Origin of the sequence: Paraglaciecola polaris LMG 21857 (assembly GCF_000315055.1) — a bacterium.
Classification (GTDB): Bacteria; Pseudomonadota; Gammaproteobacteria; order Enterobacterales; family Alteromonadaceae; genus Paraglaciecola; species Paraglaciecola polaris.
In genome coordinates, this window is sequence record NZ_BAER01000005.1 from 1 (window position 1) to 25,783 (window position 25,783).

At 44.0% G+C, this 25,783-nt stretch carries 18 protein-coding genes; 13 read left to right on the forward strand and 5 right to left on the reverse strand.

Translation table 11 applies throughout. The features are described 5' to 3' along the window. Window positions 1-126 precede the first annotated feature (126 nt). Complete coding sequence (locus tag GPLA_RS00180; protein WP_007102765.1) at window positions 127-930, reverse strand: hypothetical protein; 804 nt, start codon at window positions 928-930, stop codon at window positions 127-129. A gap of 261 nt (window positions 931-1,191) precedes the next feature. Here GPLA_RS00180 and GPLA_RS00185 point away from each other — a divergent pair, with 261 nt between their 5' ends. From GPLA_RS00185 to GPLA_RS00205, 5 genes are all read left to right on the forward strand, one after another. Next, window positions 1,192-3,165 carry a BCCT family transporter gene (locus GPLA_RS00185; protein WP_007102766.1) on the forward strand — a complete coding sequence of 658 codons (1,974 nt, stop codon included), beginning with the start codon at window positions 1,192-1,194 and terminating at the stop codon, window positions 3,163-3,165. Window positions 3,166-3,907: 742 nt separating this feature from the next. Continuing rightward, window positions 3,908-6,733: a TonB-dependent receptor plug domain-containing protein gene (locus tag GPLA_RS00190; RefSeq protein ID WP_007102767.1), complete on the forward strand. Its 2,826-nt coding sequence runs from the start codon at window positions 3,908-3,910 to the stop codon at window positions 6,731-6,733. A 35-nt stretch (window positions 6,734-6,768) separates the two neighbouring features. Then, complete coding sequence (locus tag GPLA_RS00195) at window positions 6,769-8,367, forward strand: amidohydrolase (protein WP_007102768.1); 1,599 nt, start codon at window positions 6,769-6,771, stop codon at window positions 8,365-8,367. A 74-nt stretch (window positions 8,368-8,441) separates the two neighbouring features. Beyond that, complete coding sequence (locus GPLA_RS00200) at window positions 8,442-10,040, forward strand: amidohydrolase (protein WP_007102769.1); 1,599 nt, start codon at window positions 8,442-8,444, stop codon at window positions 10,038-10,040. A 6-nt stretch (window positions 10,041-10,046) separates the two neighbouring features. Beyond that, window positions 10,047-12,521: a zinc-dependent metalloprotease gene (locus tag GPLA_RS00205; RefSeq protein WP_007102770.1), complete on the forward strand. Its 2,475-nt coding sequence runs from the start codon at window positions 10,047-10,049 to the stop codon at window positions 12,519-12,521. 104 nt (window positions 12,522-12,625) lie between these two features. Here GPLA_RS00205 and GPLA_RS00210 read toward each other — a convergent pair whose 3' ends face one another. Next, the gene (locus GPLA_RS00210; RefSeq protein WP_007102771.1) at window positions 12,626-13,480 is read right to left on the reverse strand and encodes a LysR family transcriptional regulator; all 855 of its coding nucleotides are present in this window, start codon (window positions 13,478-13,480) and stop codon (window positions 12,626-12,628) included. 124 nt (window positions 13,481-13,604) lie between these two features. Here GPLA_RS00210 and glyA point away from each other — a divergent pair, with 124 nt between their 5' ends. Next, a complete protein-coding gene (gene glyA, locus GPLA_RS00215; protein ID WP_007102772.1) occupies window positions 13,605-14,858 on the forward strand; it encodes a serine hydroxymethyltransferase in 1,254 nt (417 codons plus the stop codon). Between the two features lie 348 nt (window positions 14,859-15,206). On the opposite strand, the gene GPLA_RS00220 is transcribed toward glyA, so the two are convergent. After that, window positions 15,207-16,190 carry a hypothetical protein gene (locus tag GPLA_RS00220; protein WP_007102773.1) on the reverse strand — a complete coding sequence of 328 codons (984 nt, stop codon included), beginning with the start codon at window positions 16,188-16,190 and terminating at the stop codon, window positions 15,207-15,209. 341 nt (window positions 16,191-16,531) lie between these two features. Further along, window positions 16,532-17,545 (reverse strand): LacI family DNA-binding transcriptional regulator, encoded by a 1,014-nt coding sequence (locus GPLA_RS00225; RefSeq protein WP_007102775.1) that lies wholly within the window; start codon window positions 17,543-17,545, stop codon window positions 16,532-16,534. Window positions 17,546-17,667: 122 nt separating this feature from the next. Between GPLA_RS00225 and manD the strand changes: the two genes are divergently transcribed. From manD to GPLA_RS00245, 4 genes are all read left to right on the forward strand, one after another. Continuing rightward, complete coding sequence (gene manD, locus GPLA_RS00230; protein ID WP_007102776.1) at window positions 17,668-18,885, forward strand: D-mannonate dehydratase ManD; 1,218 nt, start codon at window positions 17,668-17,670, stop codon at window positions 18,883-18,885. 51 nt (window positions 18,886-18,936) lie between these two features. Next, a complete protein-coding gene (locus tag GPLA_RS00235) occupies window positions 18,937-20,076 on the forward strand; it encodes a Gfo/Idh/MocA family protein (protein ID WP_040513557.1) in 1,140 nt (379 codons plus the stop codon). An 11-nt stretch (window positions 20,077-20,087) separates the two neighbouring features. Continuing rightward, window positions 20,088-21,857: a sodium:solute symporter family transporter gene (locus GPLA_RS00240; protein ID WP_007102778.1), complete on the forward strand. Its 1,770-nt coding sequence runs from the start codon at window positions 20,088-20,090 to the stop codon at window positions 21,855-21,857. A 104-nt stretch (window positions 21,858-21,961) separates the two neighbouring features. Next, window positions 21,962-22,840 carry a hypothetical protein gene (locus GPLA_RS00245; RefSeq protein ID WP_007102779.1) on the forward strand — a complete coding sequence of 293 codons (879 nt, stop codon included), beginning with the start codon at window positions 21,962-21,964 and terminating at the stop codon, window positions 22,838-22,840. Window positions 22,841-22,992: 152 nt separating this feature from the next. Here the strand turns inward: GPLA_RS00245 and GPLA_RS00250 are convergent, their stop codons facing one another. Next, on the reverse strand, window positions 22,993-23,178 hold the full coding sequence (locus GPLA_RS00250) for a hypothetical protein (protein ID WP_153810508.1): 186 nt from the start codon (window positions 23,176-23,178) through the stop codon (window positions 22,993-22,995). Between the two features lie 139 nt (window positions 23,179-23,317). On the opposite strand from GPLA_RS00250, the gene GPLA_RS00255 reads away from it, so the two are divergent. The 3 genes from GPLA_RS00255 to gdhA all read left to right on the forward strand — a co-directional run bounded on the left by GPLA_RS00255 (window position 23,318) and on the right by gdhA (window position 25,746). Next, on the forward strand, window positions 23,318-23,713 hold the full coding sequence (locus GPLA_RS00255) for a GreA/GreB family elongation factor (RefSeq protein WP_226993015.1): 396 nt from the start codon (window positions 23,318-23,320) through the stop codon (window positions 23,711-23,713). Window positions 23,714-23,967: 254 nt separating this feature from the next. Further along, complete coding sequence (rnk, locus tag GPLA_RS00260) at window positions 23,968-24,354, forward strand: nucleoside diphosphate kinase regulator (protein ID WP_007102784.1); 387 nt, start codon at window positions 23,968-23,970, stop codon at window positions 24,352-24,354. Between the two features lie 39 nt (window positions 24,355-24,393). Further along, the gene (gene gdhA / locus GPLA_RS00265; RefSeq protein WP_007102785.1) at window positions 24,394-25,746 is read left to right on the forward strand and encodes an NADP-specific glutamate dehydrogenase; all 1,353 of its coding nucleotides are present in this window, start codon (window positions 24,394-24,396) and stop codon (window positions 25,744-25,746) included. The last annotated feature ends 37 nt before the right edge of the window (window positions 25,747-25,783 follow it).

Consider the following 25,783-nt stretch of genomic DNA (forward strand, 5'->3'; position numbering starts at 1 on the left):
TGTTAACTACCCATATTAACTGTGACTTGTGAGGCTTCGCTATTATGGGTGTCTTGATATGAAGAGCTGGCGCTTTTGAAAGAAGAGCGACAAGGTACAGTGGGTTAGGGCTTAGTATTAAATTTTTCAAAAAAACGCTTCGACGGTATCCACATCCGTTATTCCTAAAATCCATACAACTTCGACTAAGTCTGAGAAATCAGCCCTGCCGTTATCAATTGCGTCATTGCGGTAACGGCCATTCGTACCCTTGTATTGGCGGCTGACTTTATTAGCGTCATGCCAAGCGTCGGCACTTGGTAGCTGATTATTTTCCAGATTTTTCACTTTAAATTGTGCGTTATTAAAATCAGGGGTGCCATTGGCTGAAGCATTGCCGTCTGGTACTTTCACATAGGTGATATGTTGCTTTACAAAGGCGAGGGCGCCTTGGCTGGTTTCTTTCTCGTTCCAATCACTGTGTTGCACCACGACCATTTTATTTTTAGGTACCGGGTTACCGCTGTTAGCCAAGTGCTGCATAAGTTGCTGAGTGAAATCACTTTGACCGGCCTCCATTACCCATACGTGCCCGCCTGATGCTAAGTTACTTGCTATCCTATCGCTGGTGTCATTTATCGCTTGTTGACGCTGCATGTGGGCGTCAGTCCAATTTTGTTTAAATATTAAGTCAAACAGATGATTGGCGGGTACATACAAACCACTTTGTACGCCATATGTGCCACTGATTGCAAAGTAGTTTAGGTGTTTGAACGGTCCCGATTTTAAAATAAGATCTAGCGCTGCCACAGTGTGCACATCATCCACGTCGGTTTTTAGGTCGAAATTGAGTAGCAGTAGATCTTTATCAATGTTGAATGTGTAGGGTAGTTTGGGGGTTATTTTCGGGTTAATTTCAGAAAAGGCACTGATACTGAAAATAGAGTACAAAACGGATAAAAAAACGTAGTGCGAATAACAAATTTTTTCATAATTTCACTCTTAGTGCTGTCAGGTTTTATGTGTTTACCACACACATTCAAACATAGAAGGTCGGGGTGTTAAATTATTGTTTTTGTTCATGATAGGTTCAATTTTGTTGGTTTTTAAGATTGCAGACAAGCCTTGTGCTACCATAAAATACCGAGAGTCAGACAGAGCTGCCCGCAGTTACAGTTAAAAGAGCAGCGGTTGAAATAAGGTAAAATCCTATTGAATCCCATATCTTCTTCTAAACATCTTAATAAAATTGTTTTCCTTGGCTCATCGGGCGCCATCATTGCCTTACTCCTTTTTGCGTTACTCTCCCCCCAGTTAGCTGATCAAACTTTTTCTCAATTGCAGACCATTATTGTGGATAACGGTAGTTGGTTTTACGTGATGACGGTAGCTGCGATTTTGATATTTGTTATGTACCTGGCGGTATCTAGGCACAGTCAAATCAAGCTAGGGCCGGATCACGCTGAGCCTGACTACTCCTTTTCTTCTTGGCTTTCCATGTTATTCGCAGCAGGCATGGGCATTGGCTTGATGTTTTTTGGGGTAGCGGAGCCTTTAATGCATTTTCTCGCTCCGCCTACGGCATCACCGAGCACCATTGAGGCGGCGCGTGAAGCGATGAAGATGACGTTCTTTCATTGGGGATTGCACGCATGGGCGATATACGCTGTTGTGGCGCTTATCTTAGCGTATTTTAGTTATCGGCATAATTTACCCCTTACGTTACGTTCAGCACTTTACCCCATTATTGGGGACAAAATTTACGGATGGCGAGGTAACGTAGTCGATATTTTTGCCGTCATCAGTACTATTTTTGGTGTAGCCACGTCGCTAGGTTTGGGGGTATTACAGATTAGCTCGGGCCTTAACTATTTGTTTGGTTTCCCTATATCAGAGCCCTACCAATTACTGTTGATAGTGGCGATTACCGGCTTGGCGATTGTTTCTGTGGTCAGTGGTTTAGATAAGGGAATACGCATCTTGTCTGAATTCAATATGCTGCTGGCGATTGGCTTACTTGTGTTTATTTTGTTAGCCGGACCAACCGTATTTTTACTACAAGCGATGCTGCAAAACACAGGTGCGTATTTGTCTGATTTGGTACGTAATACCTTCAATCTTTTTGCTTATGACAAGAAAGACTGGTTAGGCGGTTGGACCATATTTTATTGGGGGTGGTGGTTAGCGTGGGCCCCCTTTGTTGGTGTATTTATCGCTCGTATTTCAAAAGGCCGCACCATACGCGAGTTTTTGATTGGCGTACTGTTGATACCGTCTATGTTCACGCTGGCATGGATGACTATTTTTGGTAATAGCGCTATCGAGTTAGTGCTTAATCAGGGCAGTACCGAGCTGGCCAAGTTGGCCACAGATAACACCCCGGTGGCATTATTTTTATTCCTCGAACACTTCCCTTGGTCAAATGTGATATCCGGTGTGGCGGTGCTGATGATTGTCGTGTTCTTTGTCACTTCCTGTGACTCAGGCGCTATGGTGGTTGATATGCTGTGCTCTAACGGTCAAAACGATACGCCGGTTTGGCAGCGTATTTACTGGGCCGGGGGAGTTGGTTTAGTCGCCGGAATATTGTTAATGGCTGGTGGGCTAAGCGCTTTGCAAACCATGACCATAGCCAGCGCTTTGCCGTTTGCAGTGATATTACTGATAGCTATGTACGGGCTGATTAAAGCGCTGAGGGTTGAAGCATATAAACGTGAAAGCATGACGCTGCATGCACCGTCAGGGCAAATCAACGCGGGTAGCGATAGCTGGAAAGAGCGATTGCATACCATAGTCGATTTTCCCAATAAGTCTGCGGTGGAACGCTTCGTTGAACAAACCGTAAATCAAGCATTCGATTCTGTGGCGAAGGAATTAACCTTAAAACAAATCGATGCTGATATTAACCAATCCGCCGAAGCTATTACATTGACGGTCAAACATGGCGAAGACGCTGAATTTGTATACGCGGTCTACCCAACGATCCACCATTTACCTGTATATGGCCAATCAACAGAGACCCCAGCGCCTGACTCCGATGGTGAACATACATATTATCGAGCAGATGTGCATTTAAGCGAAGGCGGGCAAAACTACGACATTATGGGTTGGTCAAAGTTAGCGGTGATCAACGATATCATTGACCAATACCATCGCCATTTACACTTCTTACATTTAGCGGGATAGCGTCGTAATTCAAGTAGCGTGATTGCGCTCACGTGACAGTACCGACGCTGTAGCTTAGGTATTGTCACGCACCGCTATCAACATTATCGATGTTTTATTGCCTAACATATGTGTTCGGTTGAGATGTAATGTATCAAGCTTGCGCATTCAAAAGAGTATCTACTGGCTGCAGTTTATTGAAACAGTTTATATAAGTAGCAATGCAGATCGCATTAGTACCAAAAATACAGTCAGTGCAGCGAATGTCGACTGCAGCCTCCTTTGTGTAAACACATGCTTATCGCCATATCCTTATACCCATTAAAGTAGCCGCCGTTTATATCATGGCATTTACGCGTTATGACTCTTAATGGGGCGTAGTGCATTTAAATAGTGCGCATTATTTTTCCATATAAATAACGATTATTTGGTCATTAGATTTTTTAATAGCATAAAGAATGAACGCTCGATTAGCTGATGATAGCGCCCATCAAGATAAGAAAATCTTATACGTTTATGCTTTGTTAACAGATTTTTTAATCATCTTAACTAGCTGAAAAATATAGATATATTTAAATCCGTACTCCATGCCTCCTGTGTCACCCATGTTTTATCCCATTAACAATTTTTAAATCCGAGTTTTAGGTATGGCTTGTGCTTTTGTTCAAGGGCAACAACAAGATTGCAAGTGGGTGTTTGCTAATCCAAATCCGCTCATATAAGCCGAAAAAACGCACATGTTCTTTGAACAGGAGATACACATATGAAGAGCCAGAATAGTACCAAGTCTATGAAAGTGACCTATTTAGCTGCGATGATTTCCTCTTCATTAATGGGTAGTCATGCTTTTGCACAAGATGCAGTTACTGAAGCTAAGAAGATTGATGAAATAAAAATGGAATCGATTCAAGTGACCGGTTCAAGAGTGGCTCGTGATGGCTACGACACACCTGCCCCGATTACACTGATGACCCAAGAAGACATTAATGCGTATGCACCAGGAAGCGTAGCTGAATTCGTTAATACTATGCCTTCAGTTACAGGCAGTGCAACGGCATCTACCTCCTCAGGCTCACTAAGTAGTGGGGCGTCAGGTATTGCAGCATTAAATTTACGGGCGTTAGGCGTCGGCAGAACCCTCGTTTTATTTGATGGACAACGAAATGTTGTGTCAGCCTCAACCGGTGAAGTGGACACAAATACGTTTCCCCAGTCACTGATTAAAAACGTGGAAATTGTCACGGGAGGTGCTTCCTCTGTGTATGGTTCTGACGCCATTAGTGGTGTGGTGAACTTCATTCTAGATAAAGAATATGTTGGTTTTAAGTCGCAAGTTGAATATGGCGAAACGACTTACGGCGACCGTGAAAACGGCAAGGTGGTTTTGACCTATGGGTCAGAGTTTGCTGGTGGTGATGGGCATTTGTTACTCAGTGGTGAGTATTACTCGGCAAATGGTATTCATGGCACTACACGTGATTGGGCCGAGCAAGGCTTTACGGGCATGATTAACCCAGATACCAGTGAAGGTTCTCCTTTCTACTTGGTCGATACTGGTATTGGAATTTCCAATTATACCCCTGGTGGCTTAATTGCTTCGGGTCCTTTAGAGGGGACTTATTTCGGTGTTGATGGAGCGGTAAACCAACTTGCATACGGTGCGGTATCTGGTCAATGGATGCAAGGTGGTGACTGGGAATATACAACGTCTGGCATGCTTGGCACTAATTCATTGGCTGCTGATGAAGAACGCAAAAACTTATTTGCCAGATTCAGCTATATGGTGGGCGGCGCAGAGTTATACATGCAAGGTTCATATGCGGAATACGAAGGCTTAAGTTATTACATTAACCCTACGTCTAAAGGCGTAACGATTTTCGCTGACAATGCCTATTTACCCTCTTCGGTGTCTTCACAAATGACGGAACTTGGGCTAGATAGCTTGAGTTTAAACACCAGTAACGTTGATATGCCGGCCTCTGGTGCTAACAACGTTCGTGATACTACGCGCATTGTGTTTGGTGGTAACGGTGAGTTCCAAATCAGCGATAAGTTTTTCACTTGGGATGCTTATTACCAATACGGCAAAACCAAATCTGATGAGCACATGACGGGTACCTATAATACGTCACGCTTAGATTTGGCCACCGACGCTGTTGTTGATCCCGATTCAGGCGAGATTGTGTGTCGCTCTGTGTTAACAGACCCAACGAATGGTTGTTTTCCACTGAACCGACTTGGTGTGGGTGTTGCCAGTGATGAGGCGCTGAGCTATGTGTTAGGGCAACCGCGTCGTATACAAGAGTTTGTGCAAGATGTTGCCGCAGTCAATTTCAGCTCGGGCGACTTTGACGGCTGGGCCGGTCCTATTTCAATCGCCTTTGGTGCTGAATACCGACATGAAGAAATGGACGGTGAAGTGGACTCTCAGTACTCAAGTGGTTGGAAATACGGCAACTATAAAGTGACGCAAGGTTCGTACAATGTAAAGGAAGCTTACGTTGAAACGTTGATCCCATTAATGGATGAACTCGATTTCAATGGAGCAATACGTTACACGGATTACAGCACATCTGGTGGGGTGACCACCTGGAAAACAGGCCTTACCTATAGACCCATTGAAGATGCAACATTTCGCCTAACGCGTTCACGAGATATTCGGGCTCCAAATTTGAGTGAATTGTACGCTGCAGGCACAGCGCGAAGTAACTCAGTGACAATAAATGGTGCTTCTGTACCTATGATTCAAAACCTTCAAGGTAATCCAACTGTTGCTCCTGAGGAAGCTGATTCATGGGGTGCTGGTGTGATTTTCAGACCTAGTTTTATTGAAAATTTCTCAGCTACGATTGATTACTATGAAGTTGAAATTGGCGGCATTATATCTTTCGTTACCGCTGATGATACGGCTGAATACTGTGTGGAGTTTGGCGTTCAAAAATATTGTGACAACATGATTTATGACGCCGGCGGAGCACTACAGACGATCAACTTGTTGTACGACAATCTTAACTCTATGACTGCCAGAGGCGTCGATTATGACGTGACCTATAGCTTTGATATGGGCGATACCTTTGATGGTGCGCTTGGTGCTGTGAAGCTGCGTTTCTTAGCAACCAATTATCTAGAAAATATTACTGATAATGGCGTTACCGCGATTGATTCTGCCGGAGCAAATACCAGTAGTACGCCGGATTGGAAATACCGAGCATCGGTTAGTTACGATATCGATGATATGACATTCAACGTTACTGCCCGCGGGGTAAGTGATGGTGTACTCAACAATTCATATATCGAATGTGCTACTAATTGCCCGGTCAGTTCTGCACCAAACTACACCATTAATGACAACAGCGTTGATGGCAAAATCTTCTTCGACTTCTACGCGGCTAAAACCTTTAGTTTTGGCCCAGAAACAGATGCGGAGTTCTACCTTTCTATTCGAAATGTTTTTGACGCCGACCCAGCAATGGTTGCTTACCCTGCATTTCAAGGTTCAGAAAATAGACCTGGTTACCTAGAAACTAACCGCGGACTTTACGATGTACTTGGGCGTGAGTTCAAGCTTGGTGTGCGTGTAAACATGTAATTGGGTGTTCAGCTAAATTCTAAAAAGGAATCAGTATGTTAAAACAAAAGTTTGTAACAGGTTTGTTGGGATTGACATTGGTTGTCGCGCCTACTGCCTTATTGGCCAGCGCAGATATGACGCTAAATGAGCGCATGGACGCAAAAGCAGAGCTTATTGAAGCTGTAGGTAGTAAAGCCAAAGACGTTCAAGTCATGAACGATATGATTTTCAGCTTCGGTGAACTTGGTTTTCAAGAGTTTGAGACTTCGGCCTATTTGACCAGAATACTCAACGATAACGGTTTCTCTATCGAAACTGGGATATCAGGTATTCCTACAAGTTGGATGGCCACATGGGGAGAGGGCGAGCCGGTAATTGCGCTGGGCTCTGATATCGATGGAATACCTAAGGCATCGCAGAAACCGGGTGTGGCTTATCATGATCCTGTTATTGAAGGTGCACCAGGTCATGGTGAAGGCCATAACTCAGGTCAGGTCGTTAATATTGTGGCGGCCATAGCCGTCAAAGAATACATGGAGAAAAACGGCCTCAAAGGAACCATTAAAATATGGCCAGGTGTGGCTGAAGAACAACTAGGCACAAAGGCGTATTACGTCAGAGATGGATATTTTAAAGACGTTGATGCTGTACTGTTTTCCCATGTGTCTAACGCCTTTAGTACCAGTTGGGGAGCAGGCCGAGGTAACGGGTTAGTATCTGTACAGTATGATTTCTTTGGTGAGTCGGCGCATAGTGCAGGATCACCATGGCGTGGCCGTAGTGCGCTTGATGCTGCTGAATTAATGAGTGTTGGGATGAATTATCGCCGTGAGCATTTACGTTTGTCGCAAAGAACGCATTCAATTGTTGTTGATGGTGGAGACCAACCTAACGTTGTGCCGCCAAAAGCGAGCATTTGGTACTTTTTCCGAGAAACGGATTATCCACATATTAAGGCCTTGTGGGAAGTTGGCGACAAAATGGCTGAGGGTGCAGCGTTAATGACCAATACTACTTGGGAGTCCACTGTATTAGGTTCTGCATGGCCACAGCATATGAACAAGGCTATTGCCGAAAATGCCTATTCGAATATCAAGCTGATTGGCATGCCGAACTGGTCAGATGACGATATAACGCTGGCCAAAGCGCTGCAAAAAGAGATCGGCGTTGAACCTACAGGGTTGAAAACGGAGATAGAAGTGTTGTCGGATCCAATTGATCCGAAGAAAAATATGGGCGGTGGCTCAGACGATATCGGTGATGTGTCGTGGCAGGTGCCTACGATCACCTTACGCTACCCCGCCAATATTCCCAATTTACCTGGCCATAACTGGTCAAATTCTGTGGCTATGGCAACCCCTATCGCACACAAGGGGGTACTGGCAGGTGCAAAAGTACAAGCTTTGAATTTGTTTGATTTGTTAACCAGTGACGCACTGATTGACGCTGCGTGGGATTACTATAAAGACGTGCAAACCAAGGATGAAAAGTACATTCCTTTATTAAGTGCAGAAGATACGCCTGCGATCCATTTAAACGAGCAAATTATGGCGACGTATAAAGAGCGTATGAAGAAGTTCTACTACGACCCGTCAAAATTCGACACATATCTAGAGCAGTTAGGGATTACCTACCCAACAGTAAAAGAGTAAATGTGCTTACAGGCTGCATCATTGCAGCCTGTATTTTTGTGCTGTGTGATGATGCCATTTAAAGGATACACGTTATGAGTTTGAGTAAATTAGTGCAATTTAGTGCAATGTTCTTGTCAATGAGCATAGCTTTTGAAACCTCTGCCACCACCTTTACACCAGAGCAACGGGCTGCAGCAAAGGCGCAAGTAGTTGCTGCCGTAGACAAGCAAAAGAAGCTTGCGCAGGTTATGAATGACACCATCTTTTCATTTGGAGAGCTTGGTTTTCAAGAATTCGAGACGTCAGCCTACTTAACCAAAATGCTCACCGAGGAAGGCTTTGAGATTGAACAAGGCATTGCGGGGATCCCGACTGCTTGGATTGCAAAGTGGGGCTCAGGTAAACCAGTTATCGCACTAGGAACTGATTTAGATGGTATCCCCAAAGCGTCGCAGAAACCCGGTGTTGCTTATCATGAGCCGATTATTGAAGGGGCGCCTGGGCACGGGGAGGGGCACAACTCGGGGCAGGTAGTAAATATTATTGCTGCCATAGCACTCAAAGACTACATGGCAGAGAATGATATATCCGGCACCATTGTATTGTGGCCTGGTGTAGCAGAAGAGCAATTAGCGACGAAAGCCTACTATGTGCGTGCTGGGTACTTTAACGATGTTGATGCCGTGCTTTATTCTCATGTAGGAAGCAGTTTTGGCACGTTTTACGGTAATCCTGGGCTGTCAGGATTGGTCTCAGTAAAATATAACTTTTACGGGGAGTCAGCTCATAGTGCAAGCTCGCCATGGCGTGGACGTAGTGCGCTTGATGCCGTTGAATTAATGAGTGTTGGTTTGAACTACCGCAGGGAGCACTTGAGACTATCGCAACGTATTCATTCTGTTATCGTTGATGGTGGTGACCAGCCCAATGTGGTGCCGCCTAAAGCCAGTTCTTGGTATTTCTTCAGAGAAGTCGATTATCCTCATATTAAAGCCCTGTGGGAGGTTGGTGATAAGGTCGCTGAGGGCGCCGCATTAATGACGAATACCACGTGGGATTCTGTCGTAATGGGGTCTGCTTGGCCATTACATTCAAACAAACCATTAGCGTATAGAGCATTCGAAAACATAAAAGCAATAGGCCTTCCTGAATGGTCTGAGGATGACTTAACACTTGCAAAAGCCCTGCAAAAAGAAATAGGTGCTGAGGTCATAGGTTTACCGGAAGAGATTATGCCAATGGTGGCTCCACCTCCTTTAGAGAAATTAACAGGAGGCGGTTCAGATGACGTGGGTGATATCTCATGGGTGGTACCTACTATCTTCATGTTATATCCGTCAAACATTCCGAATTTGCCGGGCCACAATTGGTCAAACGCTGTTTCTATGGCGACGCCTATTGCGCACAAGGGCATTATTGCCGGTGCAAAAGCACATGCGATGACCATGATTGATCTATTTACTGACCCTTCGTTACTCGAAGAAATGGATGATTACTTCACCAATACGCAGACAAAAGATCTTAAATATGAATCGTTATTGCGTGAAAAAGATACCCCTCAAATTCATTTGAATGAAGATATTATGGGGCAGTATCGCGATAGAATGCGCGAGTTTTACTATGATGCTGAGAAATACGATACCTACTTGCAACAGTTGGGCATTGATTACCCTACTATTAGGTCTGAGTAGCCGCTCATGACTGTTATATTTTCAAAGTATGCAGAAAATACTGGGGTAGGCATACCGTCGTTTCGTTATAGGCTGCTTTTGCGTGTTATTTACGCAGCCTTTATTTTGCTGGTGTTAAGTACGTTTTCAGGGGGCAGTCAGGCTCAGAGTCGCGATTTTACCCAAGCGACTAAATCTTTAACAAAGCAGCCAGGGTTTATTCCTTTTTATTGGGATGCTGACGCTGGCAAAGTGTTAATGGAGCTAACAGACTTCGACAGCGATGTTTTGTATTACGTCAGTGCCGCTACTGGTGCAGGTTCAGTTGAATTGCCTTTGGATAGAGGGATCTTAAAAAGCATGGTGATTCACTTTCACAAAAGTGGCCCCAATGTTTTGGTTATTCAACAAAATTTAGATTTTAGAGCGCATGGAGGGACACCTGAAAGGATTAATAATGTCGACCTTTCATTTGCAACTTCAGTTTTAGCATCGTTACCTGTTATTTCTAAGCGAGATAAAACGTCTTTGGTTGATGCGACGGCTCTATTTATTCGTGATGCAGCTGATGTGGAGAACGGAAGGGCATCGAAGCATGCTCAGTTCAAATTTGACAATAAGAAAAGTGGTTTTTATCCGGCTAGGATGAAAAATTTCACTGACAATACCGAAATTGAAACCATTGCTTCTTTCAATGTGAGTAAACCTAATGTAGTAGTAAAAAACGTTTTGCCGGATTCTCGTGTGCTGTCAATGCGCATCCATCATTCTCTTTTACGTGCTCCCACGGGCTATCAAACTCGCCAAGCTGATTCTCGTATCGGGGTGAGTAAATTGAAATTCAGCAACCTTGCTAATCCAATTACCAAAGACACGGAAGTCTCGTGGGTGACACGATGGCGCCTTGAGAAAAAGCAACCACAGGCTGTTCTGAGTGAAGCAATAAAACCTATCGTGTTTTATCTTGATCCTGCTATTCCAGGTGATATTCGACAAGCTATGAAAGAAGGCACGCTATGGTGGAATGAAGCATTTGAAGCGGCGGGCTTTAAAAATGCAGTGCAGGTAAAAGACCCTGAACCAGAAATGGACCCGATGGATATTCGTTATGCTTGGGTGCAATGGATTGAGCGTGACGGTCGCGGGTTTTCGATGGGAGGAACGTATCGAGATCCACGCACCGGAGAAATATTAGGCTCAAAAAGTCGTCTTGACTCACATCGTATGCGAACAGTCGCTAGTTATTATAAAAGTTACGTGAAAGCAGAGACAAAAGAAGGCAAGACACTAGCTGCCGCTGAAATAGAGTTCGCTTTAGCACGCCAACGGGTGTTGGTGGCACATGAGTTGGGCCATGTACTAGGCTTTGGTCACAATTGGGCATCGAGCATTAATGAACGTGCATCAGTCATGGAATATCCTTCTCCGAGGGTAAAGGTTAAAAATGGAAAACTGGATTTATCGGAAGCGTTTGCCGTTGGTATTGGCGAGTATGATAAATACATGGTGCGTTATGCTTATACGCCCATGGCAAAAAGTGTTGAGTCAAAAGGCTTAAATAGCATTATTGAAGAAATGCATGACGACGGTATTTTATTTGTTCCTTCAACAGACCCACGCTGGGCATGGTATGACGACTTATCGTCACCCGTTGAATACATGGATGAAAGCTTTGAAGCGCGGGAGATTATGTTAGCTCAGTACGGACCCGATATGCTTCAGGAAGGGGAACCATTGGGGCATTTACGCGACATGAAACTGTGGATGGTGTATTTGCATCATAGGTGGGCGATTGAAGCAGCACAGCGCTTTATTGGTGGTATGTATCATGAGTGGGCGGTTAAGGGGGACGGCCTAGCGCCAACCCAAATAGTGCCTAAGGCACTCCAAGATCGACTATTAAGTAAACTCATGCATAGTTTATCGCCAGATGCGTTGGCGTTACCTGAGACCTTGTTAGTTCAATTAACTGTGCATCCGGGCCTTAACCGCGAGGATATGTCAGATGATTATGCATTTGATCAGCTTAAAGCTGCGCGTATTTTGGCTGATTTAATTGTGACTCCATTGTTAGCGCCCAAGAAACTTAACAGAATGGTTGCATTTGAAGCGCGAGATCCGTCGACACTGACGTTGCCCAAGTTAATCCAGACTTTGGTGCGAAATACGTGGGGTAAAAAGATCGGCTCATCCTCTAGTCGCTCAGCTTTACTGAGAGTGACACAAAGCGTGGTGTTGAATAGCTTAATGACCGCCGGTGCTGACCTGAAATCTAGCCCTGACGTTAGCGCAATGATAATGATGACGTTATCAGATCTTGCCGAGGAGCTTGAAGGTAAAAAACATCAAGACCCATTAACGAAAGCACACTACCAACAAGCATATCGGAGCATTCGATTGTATTTATCTGATCCAGTTAAATATGTGCCTTCTAGAGAGTTTTTAAGATGGGGGGAACAGCCAATGTCTCGTTACCCTGCGCCCCCAGGGCCACCTTTGTAAGCATAATTGCGGAATTAAAAAGACCCTCAGTAATTGGAATGTCCAACTATTGGGGGTCACTTCAAAGGTTGCCTTTTCACTTTATACACAGTAACCCTGCGTTGTTAAATTGCGAGTTGGGTTTCAATGGTCTTGGCTAGCAGTTCAATGGCTTCTGAGCGCACTTTCTGGGGATTCATCAGGTACACACCAACTTGACCTAATTCAGGCAATAACGGACTAGGGGGCAGTATAAATAGCCCAGGAGGCACAGTGCTTCTGGCTAAGGCGGTAATGCCTAAATCTTCATTAATAGCGGTTTGAATGCCGTTAAGGTCAGCGATGGTGTAAATTATTTGCCAATTTTTCTTGTGTGCGTTCAACACTGAAGTGACGCGTTTGCGATAAAGACACGGCGATGGCGCTGCGATAATAGGCAATTTTTCAGGAATAGTATTAACGAACCTTTGGCTACCAACCCAAACTAATTGATCAGTGATGATATGCCCTTCTTGGCTGGAGTCAGCGTCTTCTTGTAGGGATAAAATTAAATCAAATTTACTTTTAAGTGGTTCGCATAGAAGGTCTTTGCTGAGTGCACAATGGACTTCAAGTGATATTTCTGGGTAAGTATTTATGAAACGACGAATAATTTTTGGCATCAAGGTAGTCGAAAACTCACTCGGTATGCCTAGTTTAATATTCCCACTGACTTGGGGACGCCCAAACTCCTTCATCGCTTGATCATTTAACGAAATGATCTTCATGCCAAACTCTAATAATTTGCTGCCGGCTAACGTCAATGTGAGTCGATTAGATTCCCGAATAAATAGTTTCTCACCTACCACATCTTCTAGTTTCTTGATTTGCAGGCTAATGGCTGGTTGCGTGCGTTTTAGTCGCTCAGCACAAAGTGTGTAACTACCTGTTTGCGTAATTGTCACAAACGAACGTAGAAAGTCGACTGACAAGTTTTTCATAAGATTCCTTCCATCGTTTTTTAACTATTATTTGAAAAGCTTATGACATCATTGTAATTATTGATTTTATTTTATGCGCAGTAAGAATTAGCATAATCATCCTAATTAATCAACGGGAAGCGTTATGCACGACCTAAATACGTCATTAAAAGAAACAGATTCTGATTTATTTACCTTATTGAGTGATGAAGGAAAGCGTCAAGAAAATCACATCGAACTCATTGCTTCTGAGAACTACACCAGCAAAGCAGTGATGGAGGCACAAGGCAGTAAGCTGACGAATAAATACGCTGAGGGCTACCCCAAAAAGCGCTATTACGGTGGGTGTGAATTTGCAGATGGTGTTGAAACGTTAGCAATTGAAAGAGCGAAAACGTTATTTTCATCGGATTATGCAAATGTTCAACCACACTCTGGGTCACAGGCTAACGCAGCGGTATACATGGCATTGTTGAATCCGGGGGATACAATTTTAGGTTTAAGCTTAGATCATGGCGGTCATTTGACTCATGGCGCAAAACCAAATTTTTCTGGAAAATTATACAATGCTATTCAATATGGGTTAGATACTGCTACTGGATTAATCGATTATGAGCAAGTGGCTGCTCTTGCCAAAGAGCATCAACCAAAAATGATTGTCGCTGGCTTTTCAGCTTACTCTCGTGTTGCTGATTGGCAAAAATTTAAAGATATAGCGGAAAGCGTTGGAGCTTATTTGTTTGTTGATATGGCGCATGTTGCAGGTCTAGTTGCTGCAGGTTTGTATCCAAATCCTGTTCCTATCGCCGACGTTGTTACCACGACCACTCATAAAACGTTACGTGGCCCACGGGGGGGTATGATTTTATGTAAAGCCAACCCAAGCCTCGAGAAGAAGTTTAACTCACTGATTTTTCCCGGTATTCAAGGTGGGCCTTTGATGCATGTTATTGCGGCCAAAGCAGTCGCCTTTAAAGAAGCGACTTTACCTTCTTTTATAGCCTACCAGCGACAGGTTATTGATAACGCAAAAGCGATGGCCGAGGCGTTCATTCAGCGGGGGTTCGGTGTGGTATCTGGGGGGACTGATAATCACATGTTTTTAGTTGATCTGACTGCTAAGGGATTAACCGGTAAACAAGCTGATGAGGTGTTAGGAGCGGTGAATATTACGGTGAACAAAAACACCGTACCTAATGATATCCAGTCGCCATTCGTGACCAGTGGAATACGTGTAGGTACGCCAGCGATAACGTCTAGGGGAATTGGTAGTGAGGACGCGGCAAAGCTTGCTCATTGGATGTGTGACTTGTTAGATAATATAGAAGAGGAGCAGCTTTACAGCGTTGTACGTCAAGATGTTGCTAGGTTAACGGCAAAGTTTCCTGTTTACCCATAGTTGAAAGGAAGTATCGATCCATCCATCGTTAATGTATTGGCTTACCTCCTTTTTAAACCTCCGTAGGAGTTAAGTCATTTCGCCTTTAATTTGCCCTTCTGCCATTATCCTTATCATGACATCCAGAATAATTAAGCAACGTGGTGCATGTAAAATTGGAATTTAGTAATGTGACATGAACGGGTTTGAGTTATTTACGGGAGATAAGTTGAAAAATTACATCGGAATTGCAGAGTGTAGTGTTTTGGCTGTTCCATTAATGACTTTAACTTTTTGAAATTTTTTTTAACACATGCAGTTCAGCCATACTTAATGTGGATAGTATTAATGTGAAAAATTTTGTTTCAGTTATACTTTTTTGAGCAATGCCTTTGCCTTACCCATCCCGCGTAGCCTTTGATGGTGAGTATGCCGCTTAAAGGCGTGCATCATTTGCTCTGATCCAGCAGCATAGTAAAAATGCATTTCGAATTCAGTCGTAAGAACCAACCACTGAGCGGAGTTTAATCCTAGTCGTTCTAAAATAGGGTTAAGGTTCTGTTCGACAAACCCACTTGTATCATCGCGAATAGAGCGACCTGTAGTATCAACTAATGCGCAGTAATCCTGTAAGTCGAAAGCAATTCCTTTTGGTCTACCTTGTTTAGGGCTTCCTGCGAACGGCATGAGATTCTTCGGTTGCGACCAATTGTTTTTTAGAGCCTTTACACGTTTTTCAATACTGGTGTGTGCTGATGTTTCAGGAGTTGATGCCATATTGGCTCGAATTGGATTTAAGTCTACATATGCCATACAGGCCAATACTGCACTTTCATCCAGCAAGGCTTGGGACTTAAAACGACCTTCCCAAAAGCGTCCAGTACAGTCATCTTCTTTGTTGGCTTCTCTGGCTATATATTCGTTTAAATCGCGCATAAACCAACTGATGTCATACAGACGCTTCCGGTACAGCTCAACTGTTTCGTCAAAGCTTATCAACTCACCTTGGCTGAGTTTGTCTCCCTTGGTGTATTTTTGAGTCAGCAAGGTGCCTTTGTGCAATCTATGATAACGAGTCAATACCTCATCAATGGACCACTGCTCAGCTAATGGTTCATCAATACATAAAACGACATGGGTGTGGTTGCTCATCACGGCATAAGCACAAATATCAATTGCGAAGACCGTAGATAAAAATACCAAGCGGTTTTCTACCCATCCCCGGCGGTGGTCGTAACTCTGTCCTGAATACTTATCAACGCCGCAAAGAAAGGATCGACGAACGCAGCGTGAAACACAATGATAGTAAGCGGTATCGATTAAACTAATTTGGCTTTTACGAGACTGAGGCATAACGCACCCATCAAATTAATAATGAAACACTTAATTAGCTTAGTTTAAGGGATGAAAACTAACCATTTTTAATATGGGTGTCATGATAAGAGGGGGTGCAAATATGTATGTATTATTTGCGGAGTAGTAGGCGTTATTTCGTCGGTGCAAAGCGGATTTTGTTCTAACTAAGTTGGCTTTGTTTCATACCTTATTCGTTTTTCACTTTGTCATATCACTGATAGCGATTAAGTACTGCAAGCAGTCTAAATTTAATTGTTATCCGGCACCTATTTAGCGCGGGTAAACCGGTTTAGTTTGTTTTGTGATTTTATTGAAAAATAGCATGAATATTTCAATATTTAACCTTTGGGTGGCGCGCATGACTGTCTTTGCGTGATGGAGCATGAAATCATAATTTTTTGAGAGTGGCGGTTTTTATCATTTATGTTTTCCAGCAGTAGCTTGGTAGCTTCTTTGCCAATGATATAGGGTTCTTGCTTAACCACTGTGATAGGCACTTTGAAGAACTCGGCCATAGGGATATCGTCGAAACCGATCAATGAAATATCATCTGGAATGGTGATATTTTCTTGATTTAAATGGGTCAACAGTTCGGTAGTGATAGCCAAGTGTTGGCTGAAGAATGCTGTGGGCGCTGCGCTCGATTCAATGATGTTTTTCGGGGAGTGTTCAAAACCTGTTTCCCGCTGCCAATACTGAATTAACTGGGGATCTAAGGGAATAGCATGCTGTTCCAGGGCTGCTGCATAACCCAAATACCGCTCATTTCTGGACTTCACATTTTTAAAGTCTTGGGTGACAAAACATATTTTTTTATGTCCTAGTTGAATAAGGTACTCGGTGGCGTCAAAAGCGGCTTGCCGATAGTCTGACAGAATGAGATTTTTTTCACTGCCATCATGCTCTAACTGAAAATGTACAATGGGCATGCCCTTATTTATATATTCGGATATCAGTTTATTGTTCTTTCCTGAGGAGGCGATAATGATGCCGTCTACGCGCAGCTGATATAGGGCTTCTAAGGATTTCGCTTCGATCTCAGGGTCAAAATCTGTGTTGTAAATCAATGCGTTATAGTCGCTAGTTTTGCAATAATCATCTACTCCACGAATAGTATGACTGGTATCGAAACCTGTAATGTCTCTGACTATTACCCCTATGGTCTTAGTCTTATCAGCCTTTAAATTTCTCGCGATAGGATTTGGCACATAATCTAATTCTTTTATCGCGGCTCTAATACGCACCTGAGTTTCTTTCGACATGTAGTCAAATCGGCCGTTAAGATATTGAGATACCGTACTTTTTGATACTGACGCAAGCTTTGCAACATCAATTAATTTTACTTTAATCATGGTTTTGTTCTGCTAATGAAGTAAATAGCGTGATGTTGACATACTGCAAGATTATGCTAATTTGTTCAACTAAACCGGTTTAGTAAAGTCCGTGCGGCTATATCAATAAAAGAGGGCGTCAGTTGAAAATTACCGATATTAAAGTGTTCGTTTGTAGTCCGGGCAGAAATTTTGTCACCGTTAAGGTGGTGACGGATGCCGGTATCTACGGTTTTGGCGATGCAACACTCAATGGCCGTGAAATGGCGGTTGTCGCTTATTTGGAGGAGCATGTTGCTCCGTGCCTTATTGGACGCAACGCCCACGAAATAGAAGATATCTGGCAGTATCTGTATAAAGGGGTTTATTGGCGCAAAGGCGCGGTTAATATGGCTGCCATTGCTGCCATTGATATGGCGCTGTGGGATATCAAAGGCAAAGCAGCAGGAATGCCTGTTTATCAATTGCTTGGTGGCAAAAGCCGAAAAGGTGTAACACTTTACGCCCACGCCAGCGGTGAAACCATAGATGACACCCTAGATAAAGCCGATGAGCATATAAACAATGGTTTTAAAGCGATTCGCCTGCAATGCGCTGTGCCCGGATTAAATGTGACATACGGTGTGTTAGGCGATAAAGCGGACTATTTTGAATTGCAGGGCAGTCGGCCGCTACCACCAGAAGAAGAGTGGTCCACGCAAAAATATTTCAATATGATTGTTAAGCTCTTTCACCAAGCAAGAGAGCGCTTTGGTGATAATGTGCACCTGCTTCACGATGTGCACAGTCGATTAACACCCATTGAGTCTGCTCGCTTAGGCAAGTTATTAGAGCCTTATAATCTCCTCTTTTTAGAAGACGCCTCAATCGCTGAAAACCAAGATAGTTACAAGACAATCCGTCAGCACACAACTACGCCATTAGCTATTGGCGAGACGTACAACACCATTTGGGATTGTAAAGATCTCATCCAAAATCAGCTTATCGATTACATACGTGTGGCAGCGACGCACGCCGGCGGCATCACAGCGCTGCGCCGTATCGCTGACTTTGCCAGTGTGTACAACGTTAAAACCGCTCCCCATGGTGCGCCAGATCTTTCTCCCGTTTGCTTTGCTGCGCACATGCATTTGAATATCTGGGCACCTAACTTTGGTATACAAGAATTTGTTGGCTTTGGGAATGAGCCCTCTAGCCGAATATTCAAACATGGAATTGAGGTTAAAGATGGCATTGCTTATTTGAGTGATGCCCCAGGTTTGGGCATAGAGTTTGATGAAAGCGCAGCAAAAGAATATCCCTATAAACGTTCGTACTTGCCGGTCAGTAGATTGGAAGACGGGACGGTATGGAATTGGTAATTCAGCATTTTTAATTATGAATTTAGTCTTTGAAAAGTAGAGATAAATAACATGAGTAAAAGTATAAAAGTATTGATACAAGGCACCGGTTTTGCCGGTCAAGGGCACGCAGAGGCATTCCGATCTGTAGGTGCAGAAATCGTGGGTATTGTGGGTCGAACAAAAAGCGTTGTGGAACAAGTCGCCAAAGATTTGGCCATCCCATTTGCAGGTACCGATTGGCAGCAAGCATTGATTGAATGCAAACCCGATGTGGTGTCAATTGCCACACCTGGCGGCGCCCATGAAGAAGCGATTGTTCAGGCCATAGAATTTGGTTGCCATGTGTTTAGTGACAAACCGCTGACCGCAACCGGTGAGTCTGCCAAAAAACTGTACGACTTAGCCCTTGAGAAAAACGTGAAAACGGCGTTTGCAGCTAGCTTTAGATATATGCCGGATGTGATCCACGCCAAGCGTATGGTTGCCGCAGGCGCTATTGGCGAGCCCTTAGAAGTTGAGTGTATATCGCATTTTAACTTAGAGCGGGATATTCCCTTTGGTTGGTCGCACCGTAAAGAAGATGGCGGTGGGCGTTTGAATAATAACTTCACGCATAAGTTGTCGATTGTGACGTCTATTATTGGTGAGAAAATATTGTCAGTCATGGGTGAAGTTCGTGATGATCTGGGACGTGCTCCAATTGTCGAAGGCGTGCATAACTTCAAAAAACGCCGTGATTTTATTCCTGATAATCTGAACGATCCGTCACTGAAGTGGGGCGAATCAAATGTTGAATGGTCGTACACTGTGCTGGCGCAGCTTGAAAGCAAATTAGCACAAAAGCCGGTGTCAGTGTTGTTTAAACATGGCGGCTTACATCCACGTTTCAACGAAGACCACATAGTGATCTACGGCAGCAAAGGCGCGATATACATAAAAGGGCATTACGGGAGCGGTCCACTGTATTTTTACGATGCGAATAACAATTGGACAAGACTGCCCGTGCCGGACGACATCGTAAAAAATAATCCTGCAGGAGAAGGGGATACCGAGCGTAATTGGCGCTACCTCATTAGAGAATTAGTAAATGATATTAAGGGCGAAAATGTTGCCCCATATCAAACCTTCAAAGAAGGTAGCCAGTATCAACAACTAATTGATCTTATTCGTAAAAATGATAATTGGGTTGACGTTAGTCATCTGCAATAAAAGGTACGCCCATGTTTTATGAATATCTGGTCATAATTGGTTATTTTATCCTCATTGTGGGCATAGGTTTCGCCTTCAAAGATATGGCAAAAAACTCGACCAGCGACTACTTCAGAGGCGGTGGTCGCATGTTGTGGTGGATGGTCGGATCAACGGCGTTTATGGCGCAGTTCTCGGCTTGGACATTCACTGGCGCTGCGGGTAAGGCATTTACTGACGGTTTTGCCATTAGTTTGGTCTTTTTTGCCAATACCTTCGCCTATTTCTGCGGCTGGGCCTACTTCTCTGCTCGTTTTAGACAGATGCGAGTGGATACACCAACCGAAGGTATCAAGCGGCGTTTTGGTCACCAAAATGAACAGTTCTTCTCATGGGCCTTGATCGTTTTTAGTTTTATTAACGCTGGCGTTTGGTTAAACGCACTGGGTGTGTTTGCCAGTGCTGTTTTTGAAGCCGACATTACCTTAACAATTATTGTGACTGGGCTAACCGTGGTCTTCGTTTCTGTGCTATCTGGGGCATGGGGCGTGGTGGCGTCAGACTTTGTGCAAACCTTGGTTGTGGCGGTTATTTCAATTGCCTGTGCCATTGTTGCTTTGGTGATGGTGGGCGGACCCGTTGAGTTGGTGAATAACTTCCCAACTGATTTCATTATGGGTCCTGACATGAACTATGGGCTCATTTTAGTGGGCACGTTTGTCTTCTTTTTAGCTAAGCAAATGATCACCATTATGAATATGCATGATGCATTTCGCTTTCTGAACGCAAAAGATTCAGACAACGCGCGTAAAGCAGCATTGCTGGCCATGGTGCTGATGGGCGTGGGCAGTATAGTGTGGTTTATTCCGCCGTGGGCGTCAGCCATTTTATATCCTGACGCGGCCGCTGCTTATCCAGAATTAGGCAACAAAGCGGCGGATGCTGTGTACTTGGTCTTCACGCGAAATGCCATGCCCATTGGTACGGTAGGCTTACTTTTGGCGGGACTGTTCGCAGCGACCATGTCATCAATGGACTCCGCGCTGAATAAAAATGCCGGTATTTTTGTCAGAAGCATTTACCAACCACTACTGCTTAAAAAGAACAAAAAAGTCACTGACGAACACTTGTTAACAGTAAGCCGCTATGTGAGTTTTATTAGCGGCATCTTGGTTATTGTGGTGGCCTTGTTCTTTAAGTCGTTGAAGGAGTTAAGCTTATTTGAATTGATGATGAGTGTATCGGTTATGGTTCAAGTACCGTTACTCGTGCCGCTGATTTTTGGTTTGTTTATTAGAAAGACGCCTCAATGGGCCCCTTGGGTTACTGTGATTATTGGCATGTTTGTCTCTTGGTGTACGGCAAATATTTTAACGCCCGAGGTGTTCGCCAATTGGATTGGTCTAGAGCAAGTTCTGACGCGCCGTGAATCAATAGACATGAACTTAATGATCACCATAGGTGCGCACCTAATCATTACCGCAGGATTCTTCTGTTCGACTACCTTTTTCTATCAAGAAGAGCGGGATGAACATAAGCAGGAAACCGACCGTTTCTTTACTGATTTTGAAACGCCTGTTATTGCCGACTTCGAACAAGATGAGTACGACCGGCAGCAGCGGGATAAGTTAGGCTCTATGGTGATATTTATGGGGTCTGGGGTATTTGTCATGATGTTGATACCCAACCCAATGTGGGGACGATTGGTATTTGGATTATGCGCACTGGCTATATTAGCCATGGGCTTTTTACTGAAAAACAGCGCTAAACCCAAATCTAAGTGTCAAACAAGCAATGCCTAGTCTTTTAGGTAAGCGTAATTGTTAGTTATCAAGTCAATTTGAAAGATGGACCAGTGGCATACTGGCTCATCTTTTTTTGTGCGTAAAATAGGTGAATAAACCATATGTTTTTAAAAAACATCGCTTCAAAGATAGTCCCATATATTTCCCGCTCGAACATATCCGCTTCTCTTATGATATTTTGCTGTGCCCTGTTAAGCACAGGTTGCAATTCGCTACCTGAGGTTAAGCAAGTGTCGTTAAGTCATGGAATTGATGTGTCAGCTGGCGGCGCTTTCGCCTACGTGATCAGTATTTCAAACGCTACTTTTTATCTTGAAAAAGAAGGGGGTGGGTTATCCAGTATGCTGGATGCGGACGGGATTGATTGGATAGGATTTAACGATAGCAAAGGCTCAGGTTGGAAGGGCGAGTACCGTGGTTTCCCCAATGCGATACATAAACAAGACGGCAGCTATTTCCACGCTATGAACGCCGGTACAGACCAGTCTGTGTCCCAAATCACAGTTGAAACGCCTCAGCATGTGCAAATCATATTCACCTCTGGCAATGGTCAGTGGCAGGGACAATGGGACTTCTACCCTGAGCGATGTGACTTCACTATGTCGCAAGTCAGTGAGGGCTTCCATTACTGGGTGCAATATGAAGGTGTACCCGGAGGCGAAATGGATGAAAGTGACTTTTGGTTTAATTCAGCCGATACCAAGCGCCATCCTATCAATGAAGGGTTTAGTGGCGATTTACCTAGCCCGGAATGGTATGCCTTTGGTGATGAAAAAGCCCCGCGAATGTTTTATTTATTACATCATGAAGATGACAACCACCCAGATGATTACGCTAGCAGACCCTACATGACCGTTTTAGGTTTTGGTCGTAGCAATAAAGACAAATACCTAAACACAGTACAAACATTTTCCATTGGCTTCGCTGAATCCACCCAGTACAACGTCGTTGAGCAAGTGGTCAAAGACATTATCCGTTAATTAACATGACCCATCTGGTAAAAAGTAGCAAGCTTAAGTCGTTATGCTTACGTAGGAATTTATTCTTAGTGTGGCCATTGGCCTTGAATGTATTGTTAATGCAGTCGATGTTAATTATCGATATTTGCCTCGTTTCTCCATTAAGGGACGTTTCACTCGCGTCGATGGGGATTGCCACGAATTTTACCTGAATCATGGCAGTCATTGAGCGGGCAGGTTTTGTTGTCTATCTGCAAAACGCGTGTTTTTCGGGGATAAAAATACACTTTGCTTTTCATCTTGTATTTATTTTTTTGCGCGCTATTATCGATACCATACTTTGAGGGAATCATGTTCATAAATAGCACCATCAACGACATAAAGAGTAACTTACTCACCTTACCAAATTAAGCCGAGCGTAGTCCTTACGCTCGGCGAATATCCCCTGCTTTTTCATTTATTTTAGTAATCAGTCCGGTTGGAGATATAGCCGTGCTTATGCGTATTTTCAGGATTTGCAAAACCTTAATTTGCCCACCCAACTCTATGCTTCAAGACGCTGGTCACCGCATTCTGTTGGATCCGATTGCATTGTGTTTGTTACTTAATCAATTGGAATTTTCAGACCGTCAGTCATCACGTTTACAGAATCGCGTGCGCATTGGTAGCACTGTGGTGCTGCGTAACGTGGCGACCAAAGAGCGCTTGATATTACATATCGTAAAAGATCAAAAAGCTTGCCCTGAGCAGGGCATCGTGTCGTTCACTTCAATAATAGGTTCGACCTTAATTGGGCTGCGTAGAGGGGACGTGGCTAGGGTTAATACTGCTCAGGGAGAGCTTAAATTTAAGCTGCTCAAAGTTAATTACAGCGCAACGAATTTGTCGCAATAGTTTTATAACACTCACGTGATAAATGGAGGGTCAGACCTTGGAGTAATCAATCTTTGAAAAGGTATTAATGCAGGTAAACGTATTGAATTTTTTTAGAGGAAAATAAGCTCATGAGTACAGATAAAGACAAAAAAAAGCCGCAAAGTACGTTAAAAGAAAAGCGTCGTAAGCGCAAAGATAAGCAAAAGTAGCCAGTTAATGTGAGGGGCTCAATAGAGCCCCTTTTTTTTATACACAAACGCGAGGAAGAGATTATGGAAACACAACCAGACATCATTATTTCAACCGCTGATCTAGCCGAATTAGAGTTTCAACTTGAGCGTTCCAAATTACCTAATGACGTTATACGCGCAATTGAGAATGAGCTAGACCGAGCGACAATTGTTGCCTGTAAGGACTTACCTGAAAACGTCGTCGCGATTGGTAGCCAGGTAACATTTAAAATATTGGATACCCAGCGAACGTTTACTAAAACCTTATGTTTGCCAGCCGACACCATCAAATTCGAAGACAGTATTTCGGTGTTTGCTCCCATTGGGTCGGCGTTAATTGGCTTGAGCACGGGGCAGAGCATTAAATGGCAGACTCAGCGCGGTCAGCAGTCTGTAGAAATCATCGATGTGAGCAGTAATAAACGCTAATCACACTGACGTAAGCGATAAAAAATAGGGTAGTAATTGATGACATATATTCAAAAGACAATAGCGGATTTAAAGTGCAGTAGTCCGGCGCAGACCGAGTTTTATCAAGCCGTTGAAGAAGTACTGAGTTCACTCGAGCCGCTATTAGAAACGAACAGTCGCTACCAACAACAAGCGATCATTCAGCGTATTGTTGAGCCCGAGCGGCAGATTATGTTTCGTGTTCCTTGGGTCGACGATAATGGAAATATCCAAGTCAATAAAGGTTATCGGGTTGAGTTTAACTCAGCTCTTGGTCCGTACAAAGGCGGCTTGAGGTTTCACCCTTCAGTAAACGCGGGGATCGTGAAATTTCTTGGTTTTGAGCAAATCTTTAAAAATGCGTTAACCGGGCTACCGATTGGCGGTGGGAAGGGCGGGGCCAACTTCAATCCTAAAGGTCGCTCTGACAGCGAAATAATGCGTTTTTGTCAATCATTTATGAGCGAGTTGTATCGACATATAGGGCCAAACTGTGATGTTCCCGCTGGCGATATCGGTGTCGGAGCCCGGGAAATTGGTTATATGTTTGGCCAATACAAGCGTCTAACCGGTCGTTACGAAGGGGTTTTAACGGGTAAGAGTTTACTGTGGGGCGGCTCGTTAGTACGTAAAGAAGCAACTGGCTATGGCACGGTCTATTTTGCTGAATATATGCTTGATGAAAGAGGCGATAACTTGCAAGGCAAACGTTGTCTGGTATCAGGTGCGGGCAATGTAGCGATATACGCTATGGAAAAACTCTATCAATTGGGCGCCACACCCATTAGTTGCAGCGACTCAGCAGGTACGCTTTATCATGAAGGTGGCATTGACCTTCGTTTGATCAAACGTCTTAAAGAAGAGCAGCGCTGTGGCTTAGATGAATATCTTGATATCTATCCTGATGCGATACATACCCCAGTTGCAGATTATCCCAAAGACGGCCATGCAGTATGGCGTTATGTAGCAGATGCGGCTTTCCCTTGTGCAACTCAAAACGAACTGACGCTGGGTGATGCTCAGGCGTTGTTAGCTAACGGGTGTCAATTGGTCAGCGAAGGAGCAAACATGCCCACTACCCATGAAGCCGTTGATGCATTTTTGGCCGCAGGTATTGCCTATGGTCCGGGCAAGGCGGCCAATGCTGGTGGCGTGGCGACCAGCCAACTGGAAATGGCGCAAAATGCGAGTATGCAAACCTGGACGTTTGAGCAAGTCGATCTGCGCCTTAAGCAGATCATGAAAAACATCTTCATCAGTGCTAGTGATACCGCTAAAGAGTTTGGCCAAGATGGTAATCTAGTCTTAGGCGCTAATATCGCGGGCTTTCGCCGGGTAGCCGATGCAATGATCGAGCAAGGCGTGGTGTAACCGTTCTGGGATAGGCTATATCAATTTGGTTGACATT

Excerpts from the sequence above, each read along its gene's own strand:
- GPLA_RS00195 (WP_007102768.1), top strand. The coding sequence starts at position 6,769 with ATGTTAAAACAAAAGTTTGTAACAGGTTTGTTGGGATTGACATTGGTT.
- GPLA_RS00220 (WP_007102773.1), bottom strand. The coding sequence starts at position 16,190 with ATGCCTCAGTCTCGTAAAAGCCAAATTAGTTTAATCGATACCGCTTAC.
- GPLA_RS00205 (WP_007102770.1), top strand. The coding sequence starts at position 10,047 with ATGACTGTTATATTTTCAAAGTATGCAGAAAATACTGGGGTAGGCATA.
- GPLA_RS00245 (WP_007102779.1), top strand. The coding sequence starts at position 21,962 with ATGTTTTTAAAAAACATCGCTTCAAAGATAGTCCCATATATTTCCCGC.
- GPLA_RS00200 (WP_007102769.1), top strand. The coding sequence starts at position 8,442 with ATGAGTTTGAGTAAATTAGTGCAATTTAGTGCAATGTTCTTGTCAATG.
- GPLA_RS00225 (WP_007102775.1), bottom strand. The coding sequence starts at position 17,545 with ATGATTAAAGTAAAATTAATTGATGTTGCAAAGCTTGCGTCAGTATCA.
- rnk (WP_007102784.1), top strand. The coding sequence starts at position 23,968 with ATGGAAACACAACCAGACATCATTATTTCAACCGCTGATCTAGCCGAA.
- GPLA_RS00250 (WP_153810508.1), bottom strand. The coding sequence starts at position 23,178 with ATGAACATGATTCCCTCAAAGTATGGTATCGATAATAGCGCGCAAAAA.
- GPLA_RS00210 (WP_007102771.1), bottom strand. The coding sequence starts at position 13,480 with ATGAAAAACTTGTCAGTCGACTTTCTACGTTCGTTTGTGACAATTACG.
- gdhA (WP_007102785.1), top strand. The coding sequence starts at position 24,394 with ATGACATATATTCAAAAGACAATAGCGGATTTAAAGTGCAGTAGTCCG.
- GPLA_RS00255 (WP_226993015.1), top strand. The coding sequence starts at position 23,318 with ATGCGTATTTTCAGGATTTGCAAAACCTTAATTTGCCCACCCAACTCT.
- glyA (WP_007102772.1), top strand. The coding sequence starts at position 13,605 with ATGCACGACCTAAATACGTCATTAAAAGAAACAGATTCTGATTTATTT.
- GPLA_RS00190 (WP_007102767.1), top strand. The coding sequence starts at position 3,908 with ATGAAGAGCCAGAATAGTACCAAGTCTATGAAAGTGACCTATTTAGCT.
- GPLA_RS00235 (WP_040513557.1), top strand. The coding sequence starts at position 18,937 with ATGAGTAAAAGTATAAAAGTATTGATACAAGGCACCGGTTTTGCCGGT.
- GPLA_RS00240 (WP_007102778.1), top strand. The coding sequence starts at position 20,088 with ATGTTTTATGAATATCTGGTCATAATTGGTTATTTTATCCTCATTGTG.